Origin of the sequence: Lacrimispora xylanisolvens (assembly GCF_002934545.1) — a bacterium.
Classification (GTDB): domain Bacteria; phylum Bacillota; class Clostridia; order Lachnospirales; family Lachnospiraceae; genus Lacrimispora; species Lacrimispora xylanisolvens.
In genome coordinates this window covers 458,597-483,580 of record NZ_PTJA01000002.1, presented here as the reverse complement: position 1 = coordinate 483,580, position 24,984 = coordinate 458,597, and the positions used below count along the sequence as shown (strand labels likewise).

20 protein-coding genes and 1 pseudogene are annotated in these 24,984 nt (G+C 43.0%); 3 read left to right on the top strand and 18 right to left on the bottom strand.

Annotated elements, in window-relative coordinates; genetic code table 11:
• Positions 1 to 4: 4 nt before the first annotated feature.
• The 5 genes and pseudogenes from infB to rimP all read right to left on the bottom strand — a co-directional run bounded on the left by infB (position 5) and on the right by rimP (position 5,483).
• Positions 5 to 3,157: a translation initiation factor IF-2 gene (infB, locus tag BXY41_RS05550; protein WP_104435555.1), complete on the bottom strand. Its 3,153-nt coding sequence runs from the start codon at positions 3,155 to 3,157 to the stop codon at positions 5 to 7.
• A 52-nt stretch (positions 3,158 to 3,209) separates the two neighbouring features.
• Positions 3,210 to 3,542 (bottom strand): annotated as a pseudogene (locus tag BXY41_RS05545) (L7Ae/L30e/S12e/Gadd45 family ribosomal protein); the annotation flags it as partial.
• Positions 3,535 to 3,804, bottom strand: a complete 270-nt coding sequence (rnpM, locus tag BXY41_RS05540) for an RNase P modulator RnpM (protein ID WP_104435550.1) — start codon at positions 3,802 to 3,804, stop codon at positions 3,535 to 3,537. The pseudogene BXY41_RS05545 and the gene rnpM, both read right to left, overlap by 8 nt.
• A gap of 21 nt (positions 3,805 to 3,825) precedes the next feature.
• Positions 3,826 to 4,986 (bottom strand): transcription termination factor NusA, encoded by a 1,161-nt coding sequence (nusA, locus tag BXY41_RS05535; protein ID WP_104435547.1) that lies wholly within the window; start codon positions 4,984 to 4,986, stop codon positions 3,826 to 3,828.
• Positions 4,987 to 5,015: 29 nt separating this feature from the next.
• Positions 5,016 to 5,483 carry a ribosome maturation factor RimP gene (gene rimP / locus BXY41_RS05530; protein WP_104435545.1) on the bottom strand — a complete coding sequence of 156 codons (468 nt, stop codon included), beginning with the start codon at positions 5,481 to 5,483 and terminating at the stop codon, positions 5,016 to 5,018.
• Between the two features lie 267 nt (positions 5,484 to 5,750).
• Here rimP and BXY41_RS05525 point away from each other — a divergent pair, with 267 nt between their 5' ends.
• Together BXY41_RS05525 and BXY41_RS05520 are read left to right on the top strand one after the other, a co-directional pair.
• A complete protein-coding gene (locus BXY41_RS05525) occupies positions 5,751 to 6,518 on the top strand; it encodes an ABC transporter ATP-binding protein (protein WP_104435543.1) in 768 nt (255 codons plus the stop codon).
• Positions 6,511 to 7,308, top strand: a complete 798-nt coding sequence (locus BXY41_RS05520) for an ABC transporter permease (protein WP_104435541.1) — start codon at positions 6,511 to 6,513, stop codon at positions 7,306 to 7,308. The genes BXY41_RS05525 and BXY41_RS05520 overlap by 8 nt, the downstream gene beginning before the upstream one ends.
• Positions 7,309 to 7,373: 65 nt before the next feature.
• Here the strand turns inward: BXY41_RS05520 and BXY41_RS05515 are convergent, their stop codons facing one another.
• From BXY41_RS05515 to BXY41_RS05470, 10 genes are all read right to left on the bottom strand, one after another.
• Entirely contained in the window at positions 7,374 to 7,991 is a 618-nt protein-coding gene (locus BXY41_RS05515) for a helix-turn-helix domain-containing protein (protein ID WP_104435539.1), read from the bottom strand.
• Positions 7,992 to 8,191: 200 nt separating this feature from the next.
• A complete protein-coding gene (locus BXY41_RS05510) occupies positions 8,192 to 9,208 on the bottom strand; it encodes a pirin family protein (RefSeq protein WP_104435537.1) in 1,017 nt (338 codons plus the stop codon).
• Entirely contained in the window at positions 9,183 to 9,662 is a 480-nt protein-coding gene (locus BXY41_RS05505) for a MarR family winged helix-turn-helix transcriptional regulator (RefSeq protein WP_104435535.1), read from the bottom strand. Before BXY41_RS05505 ends, BXY41_RS05510 begins: the two co-directional genes overlap by 26 nt.
• A gap of 187 nt (positions 9,663 to 9,849) precedes the next feature.
• On the bottom strand, positions 9,850 to 11,601 hold the full coding sequence (locus BXY41_RS05500; protein WP_104435533.1) for an FAD-dependent oxidoreductase: 1,752 nt from the start codon (positions 11,599 to 11,601) through the stop codon (positions 9,850 to 9,852).
• On the bottom strand, positions 11,598 to 12,881 hold the full coding sequence (locus BXY41_RS05495; RefSeq protein WP_104435531.1) for an FAD-dependent oxidoreductase: 1,284 nt from the start codon (positions 12,879 to 12,881) through the stop codon (positions 11,598 to 11,600). The genes BXY41_RS05500 and BXY41_RS05495 overlap by 4 nt, the downstream gene beginning before the upstream one ends.
• A 10-nt stretch (positions 12,882 to 12,891) precedes the next feature.
• Positions 12,892 to 13,743, bottom strand: a complete 852-nt coding sequence (locus BXY41_RS05490) for a carbohydrate ABC transporter permease (protein ID WP_104435529.1) — start codon at positions 13,741 to 13,743, stop codon at positions 12,892 to 12,894.
• Between the two features lie 231 nt (positions 13,744 to 13,974).
• Positions 13,975 to 14,871, bottom strand: a complete 897-nt coding sequence (locus BXY41_RS05485) for a carbohydrate ABC transporter permease (RefSeq protein WP_104435527.1) — start codon at positions 14,869 to 14,871, stop codon at positions 13,975 to 13,977.
• Between the two features lie 79 nt (positions 14,872 to 14,950).
• A complete protein-coding gene (locus tag BXY41_RS05480; RefSeq protein ID WP_104435525.1) occupies positions 14,951 to 16,348 on the bottom strand; it encodes an ABC transporter substrate-binding protein in 1,398 nt (465 codons plus the stop codon).
• A gap of 206 nt (positions 16,349 to 16,554) precedes the next feature.
• Positions 16,555 to 18,192 carry a response regulator transcription factor gene (locus tag BXY41_RS05475; protein WP_104435523.1) on the bottom strand — a complete coding sequence of 546 codons (1,638 nt, stop codon included), beginning with the start codon at positions 18,190 to 18,192 and terminating at the stop codon, positions 16,555 to 16,557.
• A complete protein-coding gene (locus tag BXY41_RS05470) occupies positions 18,167 to 19,990 on the bottom strand; it encodes a cache domain-containing sensor histidine kinase (RefSeq protein WP_104435521.1) in 1,824 nt (607 codons plus the stop codon). The genes BXY41_RS05475 and BXY41_RS05470 overlap by 26 nt, the downstream gene beginning before the upstream one ends.
• 1,148 nt (positions 19,991 to 21,138) lie before the next feature.
• Between BXY41_RS05470 and BXY41_RS05465 the strand changes: the two genes are divergently transcribed.
• Positions 21,139 to 22,500: an MATE family efflux transporter gene (locus BXY41_RS05465; protein ID WP_104435519.1), complete on the top strand. Its 1,362-nt coding sequence runs from the start codon at positions 21,139 to 21,141 to the stop codon at positions 22,498 to 22,500.
• A gap of 73 nt (positions 22,501 to 22,573) precedes the next feature.
• On the opposite strand, the gene BXY41_RS05460 is transcribed toward BXY41_RS05465, so the two are convergent.
• From BXY41_RS05460 to BXY41_RS05450, 3 genes are read right to left on the bottom strand one after another with little or no spacing between them, the layout of a single operon-like run.
• Complete coding sequence (locus BXY41_RS05460; RefSeq protein WP_104435517.1) at positions 22,574 to 22,927, bottom strand: hypothetical protein; 354 nt, start codon at positions 22,925 to 22,927, stop codon at positions 22,574 to 22,576.
• A 10-nt stretch (positions 22,928 to 22,937) separates the two neighbouring features.
• The gene (locus BXY41_RS05455) at positions 22,938 to 23,903 is read right to left on the bottom strand and encodes an ABC transporter ATP-binding protein (RefSeq protein ID WP_170072223.1); all 966 of its coding nucleotides are present in this window, start codon (positions 23,901 to 23,903) and stop codon (positions 22,938 to 22,940) included.
• A 1-nt stretch (position 23,904) separates the two neighbouring features.
• Positions 23,905 to 24,975: an ABC transporter ATP-binding protein gene (locus BXY41_RS05450; RefSeq protein WP_104435515.1), complete on the bottom strand. Its 1,071-nt coding sequence runs from the start codon at positions 24,973 to 24,975 to the stop codon at positions 23,905 to 23,907.
• Positions 24,976 to 24,984: the final 9 nt, after the last annotated feature.

The following is a 24,984-nucleotide window of genomic DNA, read 5'->3' as shown; positions in this document are numbered from 1 at the left end:
GTTCCTAGCGTGGAACCTCCACCATGGCATATGCTTCAATCATGTCATCTTCCATAATATCATTAAATTTCTCAAATACAAGACCGCACTCATAACCGGTAGCAACTTCTTTTACATCATCTTTAAATCTCTTTAAGGATGCAAGAGGACCATCATAGATCTTCTCTCCCTGACGGGTGATGCGTACGCTGCAGCCTCTCTGGAATTTACCGTCCATTACGTAAGAACCTGCAATGGTACCAACGCCGGAAGCCTTAAAGGTCTGGCGCACAACGGCATGACCGATGATCTTCTCTTCAAAGATCGGATCTAACATACCCTTCATAGCGGATTCCACGTCTTCAATGGCCTGATAAATTACCTTGTAGAGTCTTAAATCTACTTTCTCTCTGTCTGCGATTGATTTTGCAGTTACATCAGGTCTTACATTGAAACCGATGATAATCGCATTGGATGCAGACGCCAGAGAAACGTCGGATTCATTGATGGCACCAACACCGCCATGAATCACCTTAACCATAACTTCTTCATTGGACAGCTTCACAAGACTCTGTTTTACTGCTTCTACAGAACCCTGAACATCTGCTTTTACAATGATAGGAAGTTCTTTTACATTACCAGCTTTAATCTGGGTGAACAGATCATCCAGTGAAAGCTTCGCTTTTGTATCTTCTAACAGACGGTTCTTTCCTTCAGAGATAAATGTTTCTGCAAAGTTTCTTGCTTCTTTCTCATTCTCTGTGCTGATCAGGACATCACCTGCACCAGGAACGTCATTTAAGCCTAAAATCTCTACCGGAGTAGATGGGCCTGCTTCTTTTACTCTCCGTCCCTTATCATCCATCATGGCGCGGACTTTACCGTAGCAGGAACCTGCAGTAACCGTATCGCCTACGCGAAGGGTTCCCTTCTGTACCAGAACGGTAGCAACCGGTCCCTTGCCCTTATCAAGTTCTGCCTCAATAATGAGACCTCTTGCACGGCGGTTAGCATTGGCTTTTAATTCTTTTACTTCTGCAGTCAGAAGAATCATCTCCAGAAGTTCTTTGATTCCTTCTTTAGTATGTGCAGATACAGGAACAAATATCGTACTGCCGCCCCAATCTTCTGGAATCAGTTCGTACTCAGATAACTCCTGTTTCACTTTGTCAATGTTTGCACTTGGCTTATCAATCTTATTGATGGCAACAATGATCTCAACTTCTGCTGCTTTTGCATGGTTGATGGCCTCGATTGTCTGAGGCATTACTCCATCGTCTGCTGCTACAACCAGGATAGCAATATCGGTAGACTGGGCACCTCTCATACGCATGGCTGTAAACGCTTCATGGCCGGGTGTGTCGAGGAATGTGATCTTCTGTCCGCTGATATCAACTGTATAAGCACCGATGTGCTGGGTAATACCGCCTGCCTCTCTGGAGGTAACGCTGGTCTGACGGATTGCATCAAGAAGAGAAGTTTTACCGTGGTCTACATGGCCCATAACGCAGACAACCGGTGGTCTTGCTGCCATATCTTCTACGTTTTCTTCTTCCTCTTTCAGAAGCTCTTCAATAACATCGATCTTCACTTCTTTTTCGCAGAGTACTTCGTATTCCATTGCGATCTCTTCTGCCTGCTCAAAGTCAATCTCTGTATTGAGGGTAACGATCTTGCCCTTTAAAAACAGCTTCTTAACGATGGCAGATGGCTGAAGCTTCATCTTCTCTGCCAGTTCTTTTATGGTTAAAATCTCAGGTACGATAATGGTCTTGATTTCCTCAACCTTAGGCTCTACATGAACCGGAGGCAGAATCGGAGCTTTTCCTGCTTTTCCGCCCTTGGCAGCTGTTCTTCCCTTGCTTGCATCTTCTTTATCTCTCTTATCAAACCTGTCATTCTTGTAGTTATTCTTTGTAGCTCTGTTGCTGGTAGGCTTTGCCTGGATTGGGGTATCAAAAGACTTTGGTGCTCCGTCTCTGCTGGTACGTGCTCCCTGTGGTCTTCCTCCACGGGTGTTATCGCCGTCCTTGTCATTCTGATAACCGCCCTGACCCTGGGGTCTTCCGTATCCGTAACCGCCCTGACCCTGAGGTCTGTTTCCCTGGTAACCGCCCTGACCCTGGGGTCTTCCGTATCCGTAACCGCCCTGACCCTGAGGTCTGTTTCCCTGGTAACCGCCCTGACCCTGGGGTCTGTTTCCCTGGTAACCGCCCTGACCCTGGGGTCTTCCGTCACGATTTCCCTGGTAGCCGCCCTGGCCCTGAGGTCTTCCATCACGATTTCCCTGGTAGCCGCCCTGACCCTGGGGTCTGTTTCCCTGGTAACCGCCCTGGCCCTGAGGTCTTCCATCACGATTTCCCTGGTAGCCGCCCTGGCCCTGAGGTCTGCTTCCCTGGTAACCGCCCTGACCTTCTGGTCTTCCTTCCCGGTTTCCCTGGTAGCCGCCCTGGCCCTGAGGTCTGTTTCCCTGGTAACCGCCCTGACCCTGTGGTCTTCCGTCACGATTTCCCTGGTAGCCGCCCTGACCCTGAGGTCTGTTTCCCTGGTAACCGCCCTGACCCTGAGGTCTTCCTTCACGGTTTCCCTGGTAGCCGCCCTGACCCTGAGGTCTGTTTCCCTGATAGCCGCCCTGACCCTGAGGTCTTCCTTCACGGTTTCCCTGGTAGCCGCCCTGACCCTGAGGTCTGTTTCCCTGGTAGCCACCCTGTGGTCTGTCTTCACGGTTTCCCTGGTAGCCGCCCTGTGGTCTGTCTTCGCGATTTCCCTGATAGCTTCCCTGTGGTCTGTCTTCACGTGTTACTGTACTATGTTCTCTTACTGTACTCTCTGATGTCTGTTCCGTCTTTTTCTGCATGTCATCTCTCTGTCCCATATTCTGTGCAGGCTTCTGTGCAGGTCTTGATGTACCCTGGCCCTGTGGTTTCATCTGTGCATTCTGCGGTCTGAATACAGCCGCTATTTTTTTCTTTGGTGCTTCGGAATCATCACCGCCTGGTGTTTCCGTACGTGCAGGTGAAGTTCCTCTTCCTGCGCCTACTTCTTTTTTTACAATTGATGCCTGTTCATCGGTGATGTTTGAAGAGCTTTTTAAATTTATATTATGTTTTTCCAATATATCCAGTATCTCCTTACTCGTGTCTTTTCCCAGTTCTTTTGCCAGATCATAAACTCTCATGCTTTCCTCCATTCTGTGCACATTCTGCAGCACATACTGGTAGATGTGAAGGCTCATTCTCACACTCACTACCTGCATTTGTATTCATTAGTTTCTCGATTGCCTTAGCAAACCCATTATCCACGACAGCAAGAGACGCCCTCATCTCCTTACCCATAGCGTGACCCAGTTCTTCCTTTCTTCCAAAGAAATAAATTGGTACCTTATAGTAAGTACACGTATTGGTAAACATCTTCCTTGTATTGTCTGAGGCTTCCTCAGAAACGATCACTAACGATGCTTTTCCTGCCTTAACGGATTTCTCAGTCATGAACTCTCCGCTTGAAATCTTCCCGGCTTTCGTTGCAAGCCCGATCAGATTCAGAATTTTCTGTCTGTTAACCAAACTGCTCCATCTCCCTTTCCAACGCTTCGTAAACTTCTTTTGGAATCGACATTTTAAAGGAACGCTCCAAGCCCTTGCTTTTTACCGCTTTTTTGAAGCATTCCATAGAAGGACATAAATAAGCTCCCCGTCCATTCTTACGCCCGGTTCCATCAAGAACAAAGCTGTCTTCCGAAGTTTTTAAAACACGTATCATCTCTTTTTTATTTTTCATCTCACCGCAGCCGATACACTGTCTGAGCGGTACCTTTTTTGTACTCACGTCTCCATCACATCCTAATTATTATTCCTGGTAGCTGTCTTCGGACTCTTCTTCCTGAAATTCACCCTGCAACGCTTCCTCGAAGGAGCTGCTGCCGTTGTTTGCACTGTCCTGATATTCCAGACCAAGTTCTTCAAAAAGACCAAGTTCTCTTGCCTGTGTTTCACTCTTAATATCAATCTTGTAGCCAGTAAGTCTTGCCGCAAGTCTTGCATTCTGACCTTCTTTACCAATTGCCAGTGACAGCTGATAATCCGGTACAATCACCTGTGCCTCTTTGGATACTTCGTCAGCCACAACGCAGATTACCTTTGCAGGGCTGAGTGCATTCTCAATTAAGTAAGCTGGATTGTCATCCCAGTTAATAATATCGATTTTTTCTCCCCTTAACTCGTTTACAATGGAATTCACTCTTGCTCCGTTTAAACCAACGCAGGCACCTACCGGATCAACGTTGGTGTCATTGGATTTTACGGCGATCTTGGTTCTGGAACCAGCTTCTCTTGCGATTGCCTTAATCTCTACCGTTCCGTCCTTTACTTCCGTTACTTCAGACTCAAACAGACGTTTTACCAGATCCGGATGAGTTCTTGATACAGAAATTCTTGGTCCTTTGGGTGTATCCTTCACCTCCAGAACAAAAACCTTGATTCGCTCTGTCGCCTTGAATACTTCTCCCTTTACCATCTCCGTTTCATTTAAAATGGCGTCTACCTTGCCTAAGTTGATACTGACGTTTCTTCCCAGATATCTCTGTACAATACCAGTAACGACTTCCCGCTCCTGACAGTACCAGTCGTTAAACAGTGATTTTCTGCCTTCTTCGCGGATCTTCTGCAGAATCACGTTCTTCGCATTCTGTGTGGCAATTCTTCCAAACTTTTTCGAGTCTATAGGACAATGAATCACATCTCCGAGATCGTATTTGGGATCTGTCATCTTTGCATCTGCCAGGCTGATCTGCAGCAGAGGATCTTCAACTGTCTCCACCACTTCTTTTTCTGCAGAAACGTTAAAATCACAGGTATCGCGGTTGATGCTGACTTTAATATTATCCGCTTTTCCGAAGTGGTTCTTGCAAGCAGTAAGGAGGGAATTCTCTATTGCTTCCAACAGGGTCTCCTTGCTGATACTGTTCTCCTTTTCCAGAATATTCAGTGCTTCTAACAGTTCCTTATTCATTTTTTTATCCTCCTAATATCTCTTACTGTTTAGAAATCAAATGCCAGCCGGATCAGTGCGATCTCCGGTCTGTTGAGCGTAAGCTCTGCTCCATCTTCCTGGGCAATGGTTACAGTGTCCTTGTCAAAGGATATCAGCGTACCAGTAAAGTCCTTTTGTTTGTTCAAAGGCTTATACAGCTTAATATCCACATCTTCTCCGATGCTTCTGTTAAAATCCTTATCTTTCTTTAAGGGTCTGCCAAGTCCCGGGGAACTGACCTCCAGAATGTAGCTGTCTGCAATAAAATCTTTTTCATCCAGCCAGTCTCCCAGCTTTCTGCTTATAATTTCACAGTCATCAACTGTAATTCCGCCTTCTTTATCAATATAAGCCCGTAAATACCAGTTTCCCGCTTCTTTTACATATTCCACGTCAACCAGTTCGAAATTGTTCTCTTTCATAAGGGGCATTAAAAAGCTTTCTGTCTTTGCCTCATACTCTTCTCTTTTAGCCATTTTCTTCCCACCTTTCCAAACAAAATGGAAAGAGTGGACTTCCGCCCACTCTCTATCAGTCAAACATGCTTGTTATCTTGAATAGTATAACACCCTTTTCCTGGCATTGCAAGGGTTTTTCTGGTTTTTTTCTGATATTTCCGTATATTATTCGAATTTCTTAAATTGTTTCGATTACGAGAGAGGACAAAGTTTTCTTCACAATCCCTTTATTTGTACATATTATAACACTATATCAGAGTTAGTTCTGTCAAATAAGGAGGACCCATGAAACCAAAACTGGAAGTTTCCGGGCTCAGTTACTCCTATCATTCCCTTGAGGGTGAGACACTGGCCCTTTCCAATATATCCTTTACTGCTGACAACGGGGAATTCCTTGCTGTAGTCGGTCCCTCCGGCTGCGGGAAATCGACCCTGTTATCACTTTTATGCGGACTGCTGATTCCCGATGAGGGCGACATTTTAATCGACGGCGTACCGAAGTCTGAATCAGGCGTTAATATAGGCTACATGCTGCAGCGTGACCATCTCTTTGAATGGCGCACCATAATGGGAAATGCTGAGCTTGGACTGGAAATTCAGAAGAAACGAAACAGCAGTTCCAGAGAGAAGCTTCATAACATGCTTCATACTTACGGTCTTGGCAGTTTTGAAAATGCAAGACCGTCCGAATTGTCCGGCGGTATGCGCCAGCGTGCTGCTCTGGTCCGCACCCTGGCACTGGAGCCGGACCTTCTATTATTAGATGAACCATTCTCCGCTTTAGACTATCAGACCAGACTCTCCGTCTGCGACGATATCAGTACAATCATAAAAAGTACTCATAAAACTGCTATTCTGATTACCCATGACCTTTCTGAAGCCATCAGTGTGGCAGACCGGGTAATCGTCCTGACAAAGAGACCTGGCAGGATCAAGGCTGTTGTTCCCATCTCCTTCGGCAGTGAGAACATCCGGCCTCTGGACCGCAGAAATATGCCGGAATTCTCCGTTTATTTTAATCAGGTATGGAAGGAGCTGCAAAATCATGATTGAGACACACCCTACGTTAGCTCAGCAGGCATTTATTGAAAAAGAGAAACTGCACCGCAGAAACGTAAGAGTATGGCGCTTCATGCTGCTGGTTCTTCTGCTCTCTGTATGGGAGCTGTGTGCCAGACTGGGCATCATCAATGACTTTATCTTCAGCTCCCCCTCCAGAGTTACCATCTGCTTTCTTGAAATGGTAAAGGATAAAAGTATCTTCATGCACATCGGAGTCACCGTCATGGAAACACTGGTCAGCTTTGTGCTGGTGGTTGTGTGCGGATTCCTGATTGCCGTTCTCCTCTGGTCCAGCCGCAGCATATCGGAAGTTCTGGAGCCGTATCTGGTGATGTTAAACAGTCTTCCAAAATCAGCGCTCGCTCCTATATTGATTGTATGGCTGGGGAATAATATCAAGACGATTATTGTTGCTTCCATCTCTGTTGCTGTGTTTGGGTGCATCATGACACTCCATACTGGATTTTCACAGACGGATCCGGATAAGATTAAGCTGATTTATTCCCTGGGAGGGAATAAAAAGGATGTGCTGTTAAAGGTGCTGCTTCCGGGATCTGTTCCTCTGATTATCAGTAATATGAAGGTGAATATCGGGCTTTGTCTGGTTGGGGTAATAATTGGAGAATTCCTGGCAGCGAATAAGGGGCTGGGATATCTGATTATTTATGGCAGCCAGGTGTTTAAGATGGATCTGGTTGTGATGAGTATTGTGATTCTTTGTATTGTTTCTGCAATTTTGTATCAGGGAATTTCGTTGCTGGAGAAGAAGATTAAGTTTTAATTGTAATGTTATCAAAAAGGAGTATTTACAAAATGGAGATTTTCATTTGGCAAATACTCCTTAATTCATTCAGACCATTGCATTTGATTATCCGGAATTCCCAATTCCCTGCAGCGTTCACATACTAACCGTTTTTCTTCCTGATTTCCAATTCTGTAATTTAATATCAGGTTCTTGAAAACGATATACTTAATTCCGTCAGACTTGAAATCTACAAACCAATTTTCGTCTGATGTATCACCTGATTTCATTACTTTTGAAATTTCTTCGGGGAAATTTTTGAGTTTTGAAGAAAAAAACAATACAGTCCAGTATTTTGTTTTTCCTCCAGTCTTCCATAACTCTACTTTTTTTATTTCCATCAGGTCAAGAATGTTTTCGTCAGTAATACTTTCCTTAATTAAAGCGCCTTCGTATAATCCACTATTAAGTTCTATTTCCAGACTCTTTCCACAGTAAGAAACTTCTTTTACCCCATCAATATCAATCTCATCTCTCAGCAAAGCATCAATGGAAACCTTAAATAATCTGCTTAAAAGAACTATTTTTTCCGTTTCCGGTATGGAAATATCTGATTCCCACTTAGTAATTGCCTGCCGGCTCACATTACATTGCTCCGCTAATTGTTCTTGTGTAAAGCTATTCTCTTTTCGTAAATACTGGATTTTCTCAGATAATTTCATGATATCTCCTTTTTACTACGCAATTAATTTGATAGTTTCATTTTAGCAGATATAATATAGAATAGCCATTAACTGGCAAGTTCTTTTACGCAACCAATCGTTACAAAAAATTAGATTTTAACTTTTAAATCTGATTAAAGGAGCGTCCGCAGTATATGAATCATATACCGTAAACGCTCCTTCTATCTATCTGATAATCATTACTTTTTAACCACACTACCGTCTGGATAACGGGCAAATCTTCCCATCTCCCTTTCATGAACCGGCTCATCATCATGCCATGGCCAGCCTCCGAACTGTGTTCTCTGATAATCCTCATATGCCTTTCGTATTTCCTGTTCGGAATTCATAACAAAGGGTCCAAATTGTGCGACTGGTTCATTAATTGGTTCCCCTTCCAGGAGTAAAAGGTAACTGGTTGTATCTCCATTCACCACAGTAATTTCATCTTCTCCTGAAAGCTTGATGCGGGTAGAAGGATCAATATCCCTGCCGTCAATGGTGATGGAACTGCTCCCCTTATAAAAATACAGGTTACGGTTTAAGGTCTTAGAACCTGCAGCGATTTGAAACTCTGCCTCAGGCTCCAGTATGACAAGCTGGATTCCCACATGATTTTCTTCCTTTGCCGCCCATGAATTTTTCGTCGGCTCCAGGCTCTTTTTGTCTTCGTATTTACCAGCAATTAAACGGATGGTTGCTGTCTTTCCCTTTTCACTGGTATGCCTGATCACTGGAATCTCTTCTGCCCAGAGCATCTTATAGTCCGGGTCTGCAAATTTACTCTTCGCCGGTAAATTCAGCCAGATCTGAAACAGCTCCAGGGGATTTTCCTGATCCTGATGAATCAGCGGGAACATCTCCACATGCTGGCATCCTGCTCCGGTAGTCAGCCACTGAACGTCTCCGTTACCATAACGTCCTTCTGCCCCCTTGGAATCAAAGTGGTCAACAATTCCTTCCAGTACGACGGTAACAGTCTCAAAACCACGGTGAGGGTGAACTGGAAATCCCGGAACCTTTTCTCCATGATACATACTAAAGCCGTCTTTTCCGGAAAAATCATTGCCCATATTTCTTCCTGCTAACGAAACCGCAGGTCCCTGCACTTCATTCCCTGCCGGGAACTGATCCTTGTGATGCATACATGCCAGAAACGGACTGTCCATTCCCCATTGAAATCCTATTTTTTCAATTGCCTTTATTTTTTTGCTCATTTGATTCACTCCTTGTGTTTATTTTTTTTAACAGATGCACTAACATTTCCTTTTCCTCTTCATTCAGTCCTGTAAAACTCTCTGCTAAATCTTCCACATGCCTGGGGAAGATCTCTTCAATTTTTTCTATCCCCTTTTGCGTGATTGCAATAATACAGGACCTTTTATCATTTGGATTGGGATGTCTTTCTATCATGGCATCTTTTTCTAAGTTGTTAATTACCACCGTCATATTACCGGAGGTAGAAAGTATACTGTCGATAATCTCGTTAATTGTCAAATCGCCTTTGTGGTACAATGCCTCAAGCACAGCAAACTGCGCTGATGTAAGGCCTCCCTGGCTAAAAATGGCACCCGCTCTTCTGTGAAGTGCCTGGGTTGTTCTGCTGAGTCCAATAAATGCTTTTAAATTGGTATCGTTTTCTTTTCCATAAGATATTGTGTTCTTTTTCATAGTTTTAATATATCACTAATTAGTGATATTGTCAATGGTGTTTCTTATACTTATTTTTGTTATTATCCAGAACGGAGTCCTCAAGGCTGTAAAACGGCATAAATAGCAGGGGGATATTTCTACTACCGTACAAAAAAAAGCCTTCTCCTGGAATCTTTTTCCCTGAAGAAGGCACAGCTTTTTTTAATTAATAAATTCTCACTTCAAAAATTGTTGCGTCTCTGCTGCCGTATGTGGAAATCGCGTTGATTTGTACAGCATCTCCGTCTATACTGCCAGGGAAAAGACATTGGAGCCTCTGTCCATAAGACTGGGCTGCCATATGCTTCACAACCTTTCCATTTAGAAGAATATTCACTTCGTATTCCTTTAACAGTTCCTGTGGCGGCCCGGACTTCTGCCTGGACAGAACACTCTGATTTATGGACGGAGTGATTTCTTTGCTTAAATTAGAATCCAGAGTCAGACGAATCTCCCGGATGGGCATTTTCTCAGGAAGAGAAAGAAGAATAGATGGACGGCTCTCTATGGGTGCACGCCAGCAGTTTGTCTCTTCCTCCACCGTTCTTGCCACTCCGTTTATCACTTTTTCCGGATCGCATCCCGGAATGTGGCTGTCTGCTGTCACCACCGCCTGTCTGGCATAGTCAGCAGGATCTTTGTTAATAACACAGGGAATATAGCAGTCATCTTTTAGAAGTTCCTGCTGTAGTTCTTCCACATAATCCAGGAGCTTTCCTGGCTCCAGATTTCTTGTTACTGCCATGGAAGCAGCTGTACCAACCGCCTGGCCTACTACCGCACAGGTTCCCATCACCCTTGTAGAGGAAAATGCCACATGGGAACAACTGATAGCCCTGCCTCCCAAAAACAGATTCCGGATATTTCTTGAATACAGGCACCGGTAAGGAATGGAATACATGCCGTTAACCTGGTTCCATACTGTAGGTACGTCGCTCTCATTCAAAAAGCCTTCCACCGTATGGATATCCATGGGCCACCCTCCATAGGCTACGGCATCATCAAACCGGGTGCTTTCCAGACAATCTTTTTCTGTCAGAACATAATCGCCCATAAGCCGTCGGCTTTCCCTTTTTCCAGGCAGAAATCCCACCCATTCTAATTCCATTTTTTCCGCTCCGTGTTCCCCGCCGTTTTTAATATGATCCCACACACCAAACACGGCTTTAAGCAGTTCATCACGAAGTTCTTCCCCTTGGGAAATCACATCATGCTCTCCGCCTCCCAACTCAATCCACCAATAACCGGAAGTAATGTCACTGTGGTCCCGAAGCCTAAGCTGCTCTTCTGTATAGGTATTAGCCCAGAAGGGCTTTATAAAGGGCACCTCATGCCCCATGTCTCTGGCTTTGAACATGAGAGAATTTCCCATGGTATAAGGATCTTCTTTTTCCGGTGCCAGGGACTCTCCATATTGAGAACAGCTCTCTCTGCCGATCCGATATTCCGCTCCGGCTTTGGCTCCCAGAACGCCATCTCCAGTTGCATCTAAAAACAAGCTGCCATGAATGCAGAAGGATTTTTCCGTTGTCATTTGCAAAGCGCATATTGCTTCAATCCTGTCACCATCACATAGAACCTCAGTCATATGGGTATTTAAATAAAGAGTGAGATTTTTTTGATAATGAACCTTTTCCCATAGAACCGAATCAAAAATAGGGTATACCATTTCCGGGTTTCTGAGCTTGTTTTCTAAAAGTATTTCTTCCAGAATTCCGGTTTCTCTTGCATTAGGAGCCGACATATGATGATCTGCCCCACAGATATGCATCCGTATTTCAGAACTGGCATTTCCCCCTAACACTGGCCTGTTATGAACCAAAGCCGTTTTCACGCCTCTTCTGGCGGCGGCTATGGCTGCACAGACACCAGACATGCCGCCTCCCACTACTACAAAATCATATTGGCAGACTATCACGGACTCACCCCCAGTTCCATTAGACGGTTTTGTACTTTTTTTACTTCAAGAAATCTGGGAACCACTTTGGAGGCAGCACACATGGATGCGGCAATGCCTACCGCCTGCCCCATGTTGACGCAAATGGGCATAACGCGATAATTGGAATGAGCCATATGGGTTCCTGAAATATTTCTTCCCGCCAGATATAGATTGTCAATTATCAAAGGCACAAAGCAACCGTAAGGAATGGTATATCCGTTTATCTGTGGAAAATGCTTTTGACAGCCGGTTTCATCAAGTCCATTTCCAGTTAAATTATGTACATCAAAATTAAAGTTTGCCTTTGTTACCACCCAGTTATCAAATACCCTGGCCTCTAAAATATCCTGCTCTGTTATAGTCTCCTCCCCCTTAAAATGCCTGGTTTCCCGAATTCCCATCAGAGAAGCTGAACTGATAATATAGCAATTTTCAAAACCAGGGACATATCTTTTTAGAAAAACAACAATATCATCCATCTGCTCTCTGCAGACCAGAGTTGCTTTCGTAAGATCCTCCACATTTGTTCCGTCGACCCCGGTGCAGTTGGTCATATTACAGGTCACAATTCCTGGGAGCGTTGTTCTGTATAAAAGCACATGTCCCGCAGGACCTGGCAGATGTTTTTTCCCAAGCTCCTGTAAATCCCCGTCAGGGAGGGAAAAGCTTTCTTCAAACCCACCTGGAAAAACGGCTCTTTCCTCATCTACGCCAGCCACCTTAAACATAATCGTAGCCGGCTGCATAAGCCCGTCGCTTTCTCTGCCTTTAAAATAAGGTGCGCCTGCCTTGGCAGCAATATCTCCATCACCAGTAGCATCAATGACAATCTTTGCAAGTACAGCCTCCCTGCCGGATTTGCTTTCCAGAACGACTCCCTGAATCACATGATCATTCATAATGACATCGCTGGCAAAGGAGTACAGCCGGAGGTAAACTCCTGCCTCCGTAAGCATGCGCAGGAAAATTGTTTTTAAACGCTCCGGATTAATGATCTGCCGTCCTTCTCCTGTTAATTCTGCGGAACGACTTAGAATTTCTTCATAAAGTCCCCCTTCTGTTTTTCCCGTCCAATGACTCATAAGACCCGTTGTCGCAATTCCTCCTACATCTCCCGTCTGTTCTGCCACCATAGTTACCGCGCCTTCCCTTGCTGCTGCAACCGCCGCGCCAATTCCGGCCGGACCACCGCCCAGTACCAACACATCCACTTCACGTACTACTGGTATTTTTCTCTCGTTTTCTATTATGTATTTCATATTATCAACCTTAACCTTTCACCGCGCCGGCCACCAGACCCTTGACAAGAAATTTCTGCCCAAGTAAAAATACGAGGAAAGCCGGAACCAGGGCAGAGGCTGCTGCTGCCATGACCAAATTATATTCCGTCACGCTTTCTTCAATAAAATTTGTCAGGGCAATGGGAATTGTATACAACCTCCAGTCGCTTAAAAACACCAGCGGTTCTAAATAACTGTTCCAGTTCCAAAGGAACACCACCATAGCCAGAGATGCCATGTTAGGCTTGGCAATTGGCACCATAATCTTTAGCCAGATGAGAAATTCATGGGCACCATCCACCCTTGCAGACTCCCTCAGTTCATCCGGAATCTGCATAAAATACTGACGCATAAGAAATGTGCCTGTTATAGTAATCAGTCCCGGCAAAATCAGGGTTAAGTGGGTTCCGGTCAGCCCCATTTTGTTAAACATAACAAACTTGGGGATTAGCGTTACCTGGCTGGGGATCATCATGGTAGCAAGGTAAATCAGAAACAGAGCATTTCGCCCTCTGAACTTTATTTTGGCAAAAGCATACCCTGCCAGTGTACTGGTAAGCACAGATCCCGTTAAATTAATCGCTGCGATCTTTATGGAATTCCAGTATGCAAGACCGAAATGATAATCCCTTGCTGCCAGCCCACCTACATTCCACACTTTCTTATAGTTATCCGGGTAAAAATACTTTGGTATCCATTCGATCGGCAGCTTCATTACATCCATAGGAAGCTTCATTGATGCCGAAATCATCCACAAAAACGGTGTTATCATGGAGAAAGCCAGAACCCCTATGACTGCGGTAAACAGAACCTTTAAGATAATCCGTTTATAATTCTTCATTTCATCCGCCTACTTTCCTCTTAATTGCCCACGCTTTTTGGGCATAAAGGGATACCCGCAGGGTGTTTCCTCTTAATTGCCCACGCTTTTTGGGCATAAAGGGATACCCGCAGGGTGTTTCCTCTTAATTGCCCACGCTTTTTGGGCATACAGGGATACCCGCAGGGTGTTTCCTCTTTATTGCCCACGCCCTTTGGGCATACAGGGATACCCGCAGGGTATTTCCTGCCTTTAATAACTGACCCATTTTTTCTGCCCTGCCCATTGAAACATTGTTATGCCAAAAAGAATTAAAAATAAGATCCATGACATGGCGGAGGCATATCCCATTTTATAGAAGGTAAAGGCTGAGGTGTAAATATAGTACACCAACACATTGGTAGCCGTTCCTGGGCCGCCCCTTGTCATAATCTGGATCGGAGCAAACACCTGGAAGGAAGTGATAAATGTAGTAATAATTAAGAAAAAGGTGGTTGGTGACAGAAACGGAATCGTAAGTCTGAAAAACTTTTGGATTTCATTCGCTCCGTCAATGTCCGCAGCCTCATAAACATCCTGCGGAAGCCCTTGAAGTGCCGACGTATAGATCATATTTGAATAACCCACTCCGGACCATACGGTCATTAGCATCAGAGCCGGAAGGGCCCATGTTGTATCTCCCAGCCACTGGGGAGGATTCTCCATGCCGAAGAGCTTTACCAGCTGAGTAAATGGTCCCCAGGGAGAATACATCATCACCCATACTATGGCTACTGCCACAATATTAGAAATATAAGGCATAAAAAGCGCCAGCCTCATGGGAAGTCTGGCAACACAGTATTTATCAATGATGACCGCCAGTATCAGTGCCAGAAATACCGTCACTGGCACCACTCCCACCGCAAAAATTATGGTGTTAATCAGAGAACTGGTAAACCATTCATCCTGCCACATTTCAGCAAAATTCGTAAGACCAATAAAGTTCCAGTTTCCAATTCCTTTCGTATAATCCCAGTCCGTAAAACTGATAATCAGGGAAAAGATCATAGGAAACAAGGTAAAAAGACATACACCGATAATATTGGGCAGTATGAAAGCATAGCCTGTCAAATCTATTTTTAACTGTTTGCTAAGCCTGATTTTTTTCATGTCAATGATTCCCTCCTCTCTTTTTATTTTCCCGGAGCTGCCGTCTCATTTTCGGCAGCTCCGGGAATCTTATCTCTGATTATTTTTGCAAAAGCTCATCTGCCCTTGCTTTGGCCTTTTTCATGCCATCTTCAACCGTCTGCTTTCCGATAAAGATCCCTTCCAATTCTTCGACTGCTATTTTCTTTACCTCGGCAATATGATTCGTGATAGAAGGAACTGCGTAATTATCGGCTGGTGTTATAAGGATCTTCTGTGTGGTTTCTGCATCCAGATAATTCTCAGCACCCATAACAAATGCCTCTGTTACTTCAAGAGCATTATAGGTATTTGAAGCAGGTACCCGTCCTCCTTCTACCACAGGAAGCATTCCTTTTGTCGCATACCACTTAGCAAACTCCCATGCTGCATCAATATTTTGTGACTTGGGATTAATGCATAAATGATCTCCATAACCTCCTTGTGTGTACTTTCTCTGCCCTTTCTCTACCACCGGATATGGAGCAAAAGCTGTCTTAAATTCATGAGGATAACTGGCCTGGTCTTTTATGCTTCTTACAATCCACGGGCCCACCGTCATGGCAGATTTTCCTGTTAAAAACATGCTTTCCTGTGATAATTTCTGGGTCACAGAGTCCGTATGTGTAGGGGATGTTTTATCTACATTCATCATGTTATTAATCAGTTCAACGGATTTAATTACCACTGGGTCGTCAAAGCTGGTTTCCTTATCATTTTTATACATAGGATCCCCGCCATTGGTCTGGGCTGCCAGATAGGTAAAAAGGTAAGTCAAATCCTGTTGGGAATTCCAGAACATTCCGTATACCTTATCCTGTCCGTCTCCATGAGTAAGCTTTTTGGCAATCTCTCTGAATTCATCAAACGTCCATTCCGTAGGAATTTCAATTCCCGCTGCTTCAAACATGTCCTGGTTTAATACAATTCCATACTGATCAAGCTTTGTTGGAATGGAATAGGGTTTCCCATTAATGTAATATGCCTCAGCCAAAGTTCCAAAATAGTTTGTCAGTTGGAAATTATCCCGGGCGATCAGCTTTGAAAGATCTAGTGCCATGTTTCCTTCCGCCCGCTTTGTGAGAGCATCGGTACTGTAGGTCATATAAAGATCTACTCCATCTCCTGAGAGAAGATTTGTCTCCAGCTTTAAATTTCCTGTATCATCATTTACAAATCGTTCATACTCAACCTGTATCCCCTTGTCCTTATAAAGCTGGTTGAAGTTATCACAAACTGCCTGAGGGCCAGCTTCTGCCGGAACACCTCCCCACATCCGCAAAACCACGGGGGCCGGGTTATCTGTCTTTTCCCCCTCCGTCTTCGCTCCCTCCGTTTTTACAGTATCTGCAGATGTGGCTGCCTGCTGCGTTTTCTGACTACCCTGGCAACCTGTCATCACTGACACTGCCATGAGAGATGCCATACCCAAAGCCCCTAATTTCTTCCATTTTCTCATTATACCTTCCTCCAATAATTTGATTGCAGTTCGACCCCATTACTGAATAATAATGACACGACCAAACTGTAACAGCTGTCTATACTATAACAAAAACAGCAGGTAAGAGATATCCCCCCGCCTGCTGTCTTTCTCCCAATTCTTTCGATTTTCCGCTCCTTAATCTTTCATTTTTGTCAATGCTCTAAAATCCTGCTGTTTTTCTTTCAGATCCTGCTATTTTCTTCTGTTTTATTTAATTGAGCCTGGCGGTATTCCAGAGGGGATTGTCCCACACTCTTTTTAAACTGAGTGCTAAAATAATTGGGATTAACGATACCAACTTCGTCCGCGATCTCGTTCACCTTTAAATCGCTGCTTTCCAGTAAGTATCTGGCATGTTCCATTCGCACCCGGTAAACATATTCCAAAAAACTAATACCTTCCTCCTTTTTAAATATATGAGAAAAATAACTCCCACTCATATTCACCAGGGCCGCAATATCTGCCACCTGCAACTCTTCCTTCATATGTTTTCTTACAAAGCTCTTCGCTTCGGCAACCTCTTTTCTCAAAATCCTGCCGCTATTTGATTCATACTCTTTTTTATAAAGTTCCACAAGTTCTAATACAGATTGCCTGATTTTTTCCAGGTACGTATAATCACTGATAGAAGCTTCCATATTCAATCCATTTTTATCCAAAAACATATCAATATCAACTCTGCGTCGGGCAAAGGCTGCAGACAGGGTTCCATAGGATTTTCTCAGCAGATAGCGAATTTCTTCCGGCTCCCAACGATTTTTTTCTTTTAAAAAGCCAAAAAGTCCCTCCATAAATTTTCTGATTCCATAAAAGTCGTGTTCTGCTGTCAAACTTTCCAAGGCGGAGTTATCATACTCAGAAGGCAAAACGACTGTTTCCCTGCTACACGCTTCATATAAGTGGAGCTTTCCTGATTCTGAGAAAAAGCGCATCTTCAGCGTTTCACGGTTCTGGGTAATAGCAGTTTTCAGTTCCTGGATCCCCTGACATTCTCTGCTTAACGCACCACTCACCTCAAGACCGTAATACTGCCTGGAGCAGTTGACAAAGATACCAAACTCCTTTTCCATTTCCGTAAAAAAGGTCTCATAATTCTGTTTTTCTTCCCGGTTTACAGCTACAGCAAAATCGTATTCTCCATATTGAAACACCTCATACCGGTGATGACGTCCGAACAACTCTCCAAGAATATTATCCATGGTAAATATCAAAAGCTCCAAATCCATGAAATCTCCTTTTTTTCTTACCACATCAAAATCATCGATGGTAACAGAGAGAACGTAGAAGGGTTGGTCAAAACTTATAGTCAGGGGTAGTTTTATCATTTCTTCCAGGTTTTTATTTAAAAAAGTTTCTGAGTTTATAATTCTTTTAAACAGTCCCCTTTTTATAACTTCTAAATTCCTTTCCGACAGGGTAGAGACCTCCTGTGCCGTCTCCGCTCCCTTCCCGTGAGAGGTGGCCTCGTTCATAATTTTCAACAGTTCCTCCGGCTTTACTGTCAATTTAAAAACATAATCAAATGCCCCTATTTTCATGGCAGTTCTCACATTGTCAAAATCATTATAGCTGCTTAAGACAATAAACTGGATATTGGGATATTTTTCCCTGCACTCTGAGATCAGTTCAAAACCATCCATTGGGCTCATCTTTAAATCTGTGAGAACGATATCCGGCTGATACTGCCTGATCTTCTGAAGCGCTTCTTCCCCATCGGATGCATCACAAACAATCTGGTATCCGTAGTTTTCCCATCGGATCAATGACTGGATTCCCAGGCGCACTAAAACTTCATCATCCACAATCATTACTCTCTTCATGCCCTGTTTCCTCCTCTCTGATTACCGGAAGAGTGAACAATACCACCGTCCCCCGGGTTTTAAGGTTTTCTATGGTCAGTCCATACTGATTACCAAATGTAATCCGGATATACTCATCTACATTTTTAATCCCGATTCCTGTAAGCTTGCTCTCCTTTATCCGATCCTTTCTGGATGCCTCAAACTGCCTGATAACATTGGGGGAAATACCCACTCCGTCATCCTCCACATAGATGTTAAGGCTGCCCTCCTCTGTAAAACCGTAAATACGTATCAGAATTTCTTCTCTATCCTTGTCATATCCATGGATAATAGCATTCTCCACAATAGGCTGAAGGATAAATTTAGCTGTTTTTAAATTCAGAATATCATCCTCCAGATCTATTTCCAGCCTGCAGTGGTTTCCATAGCGGCAGTTCTGGATATAAAGATAATTTTTGATATTTTCTACCTCTTCTGACACTGTTACCAGACAGTTTTCCCTGCTCATGCTGTATTTTAAGATATGAGCCAGAGCATCAATACCGTCCACAATATTATCTGCGCCCCTTATAATTGCCATCCAACGAATGGTTGATAATGTATTAAATAAAAAATGAGGATTCAGCTGTGCACGGAGGAATTCATACCGGTACTTTTCCTTTACCTCGTGCTCATTTTTAAGCTGTTCAAACAAACCGCTGATGTTGACAGACATTTGCCGAAAGGAACGGTTTAACCGGCCGATCTCATCGGACCGCTCCATATCAATATCCTCCAAATCCATATTCAGTGTATAATTTTCCATCTGACCGCTAAGCTTGACAATGGGTTTCACCATCATCCTGATAGATATGTACAGGATGAGCACCAGCGCACATAAGACAATCAGGAGTATCATGTTCATTCGAAACTGAATCATTTGCATTTGATTGGTCACTTCCTGGTAGTTGGTGAAATGAAAGACCTTCATCTGCTGATCATTAAACACCCATGGCTTCGGTATGGTATAATAACTAATCAGGAAATTTCCTCCACCAGTATGATACCGTAGACTCCCGCTTTTTTTCTCCGCCGTCTCCTGATATAGATTCCTTAAATCCTCATCACGAACAACTCCGCTGATGTCATTTTGCAAAAGAATGGTTCCTTCTCCCACGCAGACATAGGCAATATCACCCGCATAAGCGTATTCCATCAAAAGGTCACTGAATTTTTTCTGGTCAATGCTGATGATAAGAGTTCCTATCACACTTCCCGTGGTATAGTCCTTAAGAAGGGATTTGGCCAGAGAAATATAGGTCTGGTTTTTCTGTTCACCAACGATATAGGCAGGATTAAACATTGCCCATTCAATATGCCCATCGTTCTCCCTGCTCTTTTTTACCCAATCCTGATCCAGGAGAAACTGGTAATCCTGATAATTCATGCTCCAATTGGAGTAGACTCTGCCATAATTGTCAAACAAAAGAATCTTCATATCCTGAACAAAATCAAATCCACTGGCTATGCTCAGCTTATGTACCATCTGGTCAAAGTACTTCGTATTGTCGTATTCGGAGGTATTTGAATCAGTTATGCGCCTTTGCAGCTCCTCGTCATATACAAAGACATTGGTTAACGCAGCTATATCCTGTAAATTATCACAGATATTTCGCTCTCCTCTGGAAATATTCTGAATGACTTTTTCACTCAGTTTTTCCTGAATAAAATGTTCCATACTGGCACGCACATAAAAGCAAAGCCCTGCCAGAGGCATGACTACGCACAGCAGAAGGAGAAGAAACATACGAACTGATAATTTCGAAGATTTTTTCATCCCTTATCCTCTTTCCAGTTTTTATAATAAGCATTACCATGAAGCCGGTGTGGTATTTCCGGATATATGGCATTTTTTATTATATCAAAGATTTCTTTCCCTGAAAAGACAGGCATTTTTTATATGTACAAATTTCTTTTATTTATTTTATTGTGATTATTGTAATTAATTTTTCAATTGTTTTATAATTATATGTGCATTTAATACAAATTCAATATAATTACCAGGAACAACCACCTCACATAAACGCCCCTTTAAAAAAGTTTTCGTTTGACTTATATCTTCCAAGAGTATATATCCAATCCGCAATACCAGTTATCGATGGCATGTTCTGGCTGTCACGAACCAGGCACTTCATATTTATACCTACTCCGTAATCGACTTTGGTATCTGTATGGTTCAGCAGGGAGCATTTATCGGTCTGGGAAAAACGTGACTCACGCTCTTTATCAGCCTGCCGCGGGTATGGCTTCTGCGTTACATATTTATATTGCAACCGAACATGTATGGGCTTTCATTCGGTATTCTGGTGGAATGTAAAATGTGTATGGGTATCTGACATAAACTACTGATAATTAATAAATTGACAAAAGGGGAGTGTTGCAAAATGATGTGAAATCTTTATGATTTCATATCAACTTGTATTATATGTTTTATCAGGGAATATCTTCATTGTAATAAAGGCTGACTCGAAAAAAGATGTTATAAATGTAGCTTAAGTTATGTTATATTTATTGAGGGCATAGGCAGATACCTATCTAATGCTATGCCTCAAATGATATAGAAAGGATTATAAAATCAAAGGAACGGGGCAGAGGGATTAAAAAGATTTTATCTACGCCACGCAATTTGAATGCGACAGGGAGTAAATAAATATATGTTGCTAAAAATACCCCGAATCGTGTTAGAGAAGATTTAAAAATCTAAGAAATGAGGCATATGGTTGAAAATGAACTATGAATGCCTCACTAGATGCCATAAATGGATAAAAGAGCAAATGTAACCCGGATTGGGGGCAACTTTCAATTATCATTTAGAAAAAAGTATTCGTTTTTGTTTGACTTTCCTATCCCCCAAGAGTATATTTTAATTTTGTACGGTACTGACTGAAAACTCTACCGCAAATCTACTAAATCAGGTGAACCGACATGAATTCAAACTTTTTAAAGCAAAGCACCGAGCAGCGGCGGGATCTCATTCTCAACGGCTCCGTCTTTGGAACCATTTTATTTCTTTCCATTCCCACCCTGATGATGGGTCTTATTCAATCCGCAATACCAGTTATCGATGGCTTGTTTCTTAACAATCTGGTAGGAACCAATGCGGCAAGTGCCGTCACCTACTGCACCCCGATTGTAAACATGGTCTCTGCCCTGGCCCAGGGAGTGAGCGTGGCTGGAATGGCCATTATCGGCCAGTCCAATGGAAACGGAGACTTTAAAAACAGCCGGAAGATTTCCACTCAGATCATTGTATTTACTTTTTTACTGGGCTTTTTCCTCGCACCAATATTAGTTGCCTTAGCATTTCCCATATCTGCCCATGTAAATAAAGAAATTTCCCGCAATGTCTTTCTTTATCTTGCATTGAACGCCTGTGTGACACCGTTTTCCTTTATGGAATCAATCTATAACTCCATAAAAAATGCCAATGGCAAGCCGGAGGATACATTTGTCCGGATGGTGATCATGCTGATTTTAAAAATTATTTTCAACGCCCTCTTTATTGCAGTTTTCCGCTGGGGTCTTGTAGGTTCCGTCATGGCTTCCCTGGCATCCAACTTTTTAATTACAGGATGGATGTATTTTGAATTGTTTATCAAAAAAAATGGAGAACGTTTTGTCCTGTCCGGCTTCCGGTTTGACTGGTCTATCATTCACACCTTGCTGCGAATCGGTTTTCCCGCCATGCTTTCCAGTCTGATGCTCAACCTGGGCTTCTTCCTGATCAACAATGAAGTGGAAAAATACGGGGCTGTTGTATTAAACGGGCAGGGAATTGCTAATAACATAACCTCCATATGTTTCATACTGCCCTCCTCTTTCGGTTCTGCAGTCACTACCATGGTCAGCATGAATATCGGAGCCAAGCAGCCGGAGAAGGCGAAAAAAGCCTGTTTTGATGGGTGTATCATAAGTGCCATTACTGCTGCACTTTTAATCGCTCTGGTGGTCCCATTGTCATCGAAACTTACGGTACTGTTTACCAGAGATGCCTCTGTTCTGGCTGTAGCAAATCAGGCACTTCATATTTATACCTACTCCGTAATTGGCTTTGGTATCTGTATGGTTCAGCAGGGCGCTTTTATCGGTCTGGGGAAAACCCGGATCACGCTCTTTATCAGCCTGCTGCGGGTATGGCTTCTGCGTTACATATTTATATTGGCAACCGAACATGTTCTGGGCTTTTATTCGGTATTCTGGGGGAACCTGTTCTCCAATTATATGGCTGCACTTATTACCACAATCCTCATATTAAGGGTAAAATGGGTATCTGACATAAACTACTGATAATTTAATAAATTGACAAAAGGCGCTTTGCAGCATTTATAAAATACCGCAAGCGCCTTATTAATCCCATTATTTAATGATTTAACATAAACAATAGCTCATCTATTATGCAACCATATAACAAAATAATTATACTCATAATGCTGATTGCTACCCTGTAAGAAAATATTTTAAATCTCTTTTTCCACTCCAACCAGTCTTTTTCATTTTCCCGGTCTTTTCTTAAAATTGACACTGCCCCCATAATGAGTCCAATGCTTCCGGCAGCAAACAAAATTGCCTTCATGTTTTCCAGAGCAGCCATCAGATTTCCTCTTGAGATTACAAAACTGCTTACACCAACAACCACCACTAAGATGCCGCTGATAATACTGCTGTATTTCAGGCATTTATAAAAATCCAATCCCACTGTCTTTAAACGTTCCATTATATTCAACCTATTTATTATATAAGTGACAGGCAACAAAATGTCCCGGTTCTACTTCTTTTAATTCAGGCGCATCACATTTACACTGATCCATTGCTTTCCGGCATCTGCCCTGGAATTTACAGCCTGGCGGTGTGTTAATGGGACTTGGCACATCACCTTCTAACATAATTCTCTGTCTGGAATCTTCAATTTTAGGATCAGCAATGGGAATCGCCGACATTAATGCTTCCGTATAAGGGTGGAACGGATGACGGTAAAGTACTTCCGAATCTGCCAGTTCCACAATCGAGCCCAGATACATCACGGCAATACGATCTGAAATATGCTTTACCATTGCCAGATCATGGGCAATAAACAGGTAGGTAAGCTTCATTTCTTTCTGAAATTGAATCAGCATATTGGCAATCTGTGCCTGAATGGATACATCTAGTGCTGAAATAGGCTCGTCACACATAATAAATTTAGGTTCAACCGCAAGCGCTCTTGCAATCCCGATCCTCTGCCTCTGACCGCCTGAAAATTCATGGATAAAGCGGTTGGCATGCTCTTTATTCAAACCCACTAATTCTAACAGATGAGCGATCTTTTCCTCTTTTTCCTGCTTTGTTTTCGCCAGTTCATGGATTTCAATCCCTTCCCCAATGATTTCCGCAACGGTCATTCTGGGATCTAAAGACGCATAGGGGTCCTGAAAAATGATCTGGACATCTTTGTTAAATGCCTTTTTATCTTTGCCTTTTAATTTATGTACATTTTGTCCCTTATAGTATACTTCTCCATCTGTTGCGCGGTACATTCCAACAACCGTACGGCCGCAGGTTGTCTTTCCACAACCGGATTCGCCTACAAGGCCTAAGGTTTCGCCTTCTTTTATGGTGAAAGAAACATCATCTACCGCCTTTAAAAGATCATGCTTTCCCACATTAAAATATTTCTTTAAATGTTTTACTTCTAAAATATCATGACTACTCATTTTATTCACCCTCAACTGCTGTAACATCATTTTCGTTATCAGTTATGATCTTTCTGTCATCGTAGAACATTTTCTTAACAGACTCTGGTACTTCCTGATCATGCAGCCAGCAACGTGTATGATGGCCAGCTTCAAAATCAGTTGTCCCAGGCATCTCTTCCAGGCAGACATTCATACAGTAATTGCAGCGTTTTGCAAATGCACAGCCCTTTGGAGGAGAAATAAGATCTGGAGGCGTTCCTTTAATTGTCTGTAACAGCTGTTTATTTGCCCACTCTAATTTTGGCACACTGCCAAGAAGCGCTAAGGTGTATGGATGCTGTGGATTGTAGAAGATCTCATCTCTTGACCCGCTTTCAATCACCTGCCCCGCATACATAACGGCAACTTGATTGGCAGAACCTGCCACAACTCCAAAATCATGGGTAATTAAAATAACAGCCGTATTTCGTTTCTCTTTCAGACTTTTAATCAGCTCCATAATCTGTGCCTGTATCGTCACATCAAGAGCTGTGGTAGGCTCATCTGCAATTAAAATCCTAGGATTGCAGGCAATTGCAATGGCAATCATGGCCCTTTGCCTCATACCGCCGGAAAATTCGAATGGATACTGGTCAATTCTCTTTTCAGGATTGGGAATCCCAACTGCTTCTAATAACTGAATGGCTTCCTGTCTGGCTTCTTTTTTGCTTATCTTTTTATGCTGTACGATATTTTCGATAATCTGTTTTCCGATTTTCATGGTTGGATTTAACGAAACTAAGGCATCCTGAAAAATCATGGAGCATTCACCGCCACGAAAGGCTCTTTGCTCCTTTTTATTCATTTCTAATATGTTCTTTCCTTCATAGAGAATTTTACTTCCCTTTTTGATTTCCCCCTGGGGACCTCTGACAAGAGACATAATCGCTCTGGATGTAACACTTTTGCCACAGCCTGACTCTCCGATGATGGCTAACACTTCTCCTGCTTTTACATCAAAGGACACGCCTCTTACAGCCTGTACTTCTCCTGCATAGGTATGAAAAGAAACTTTTAAATCTTCCACTTTTAATAAAGGTTCCTGACTCATCCTGTTTTC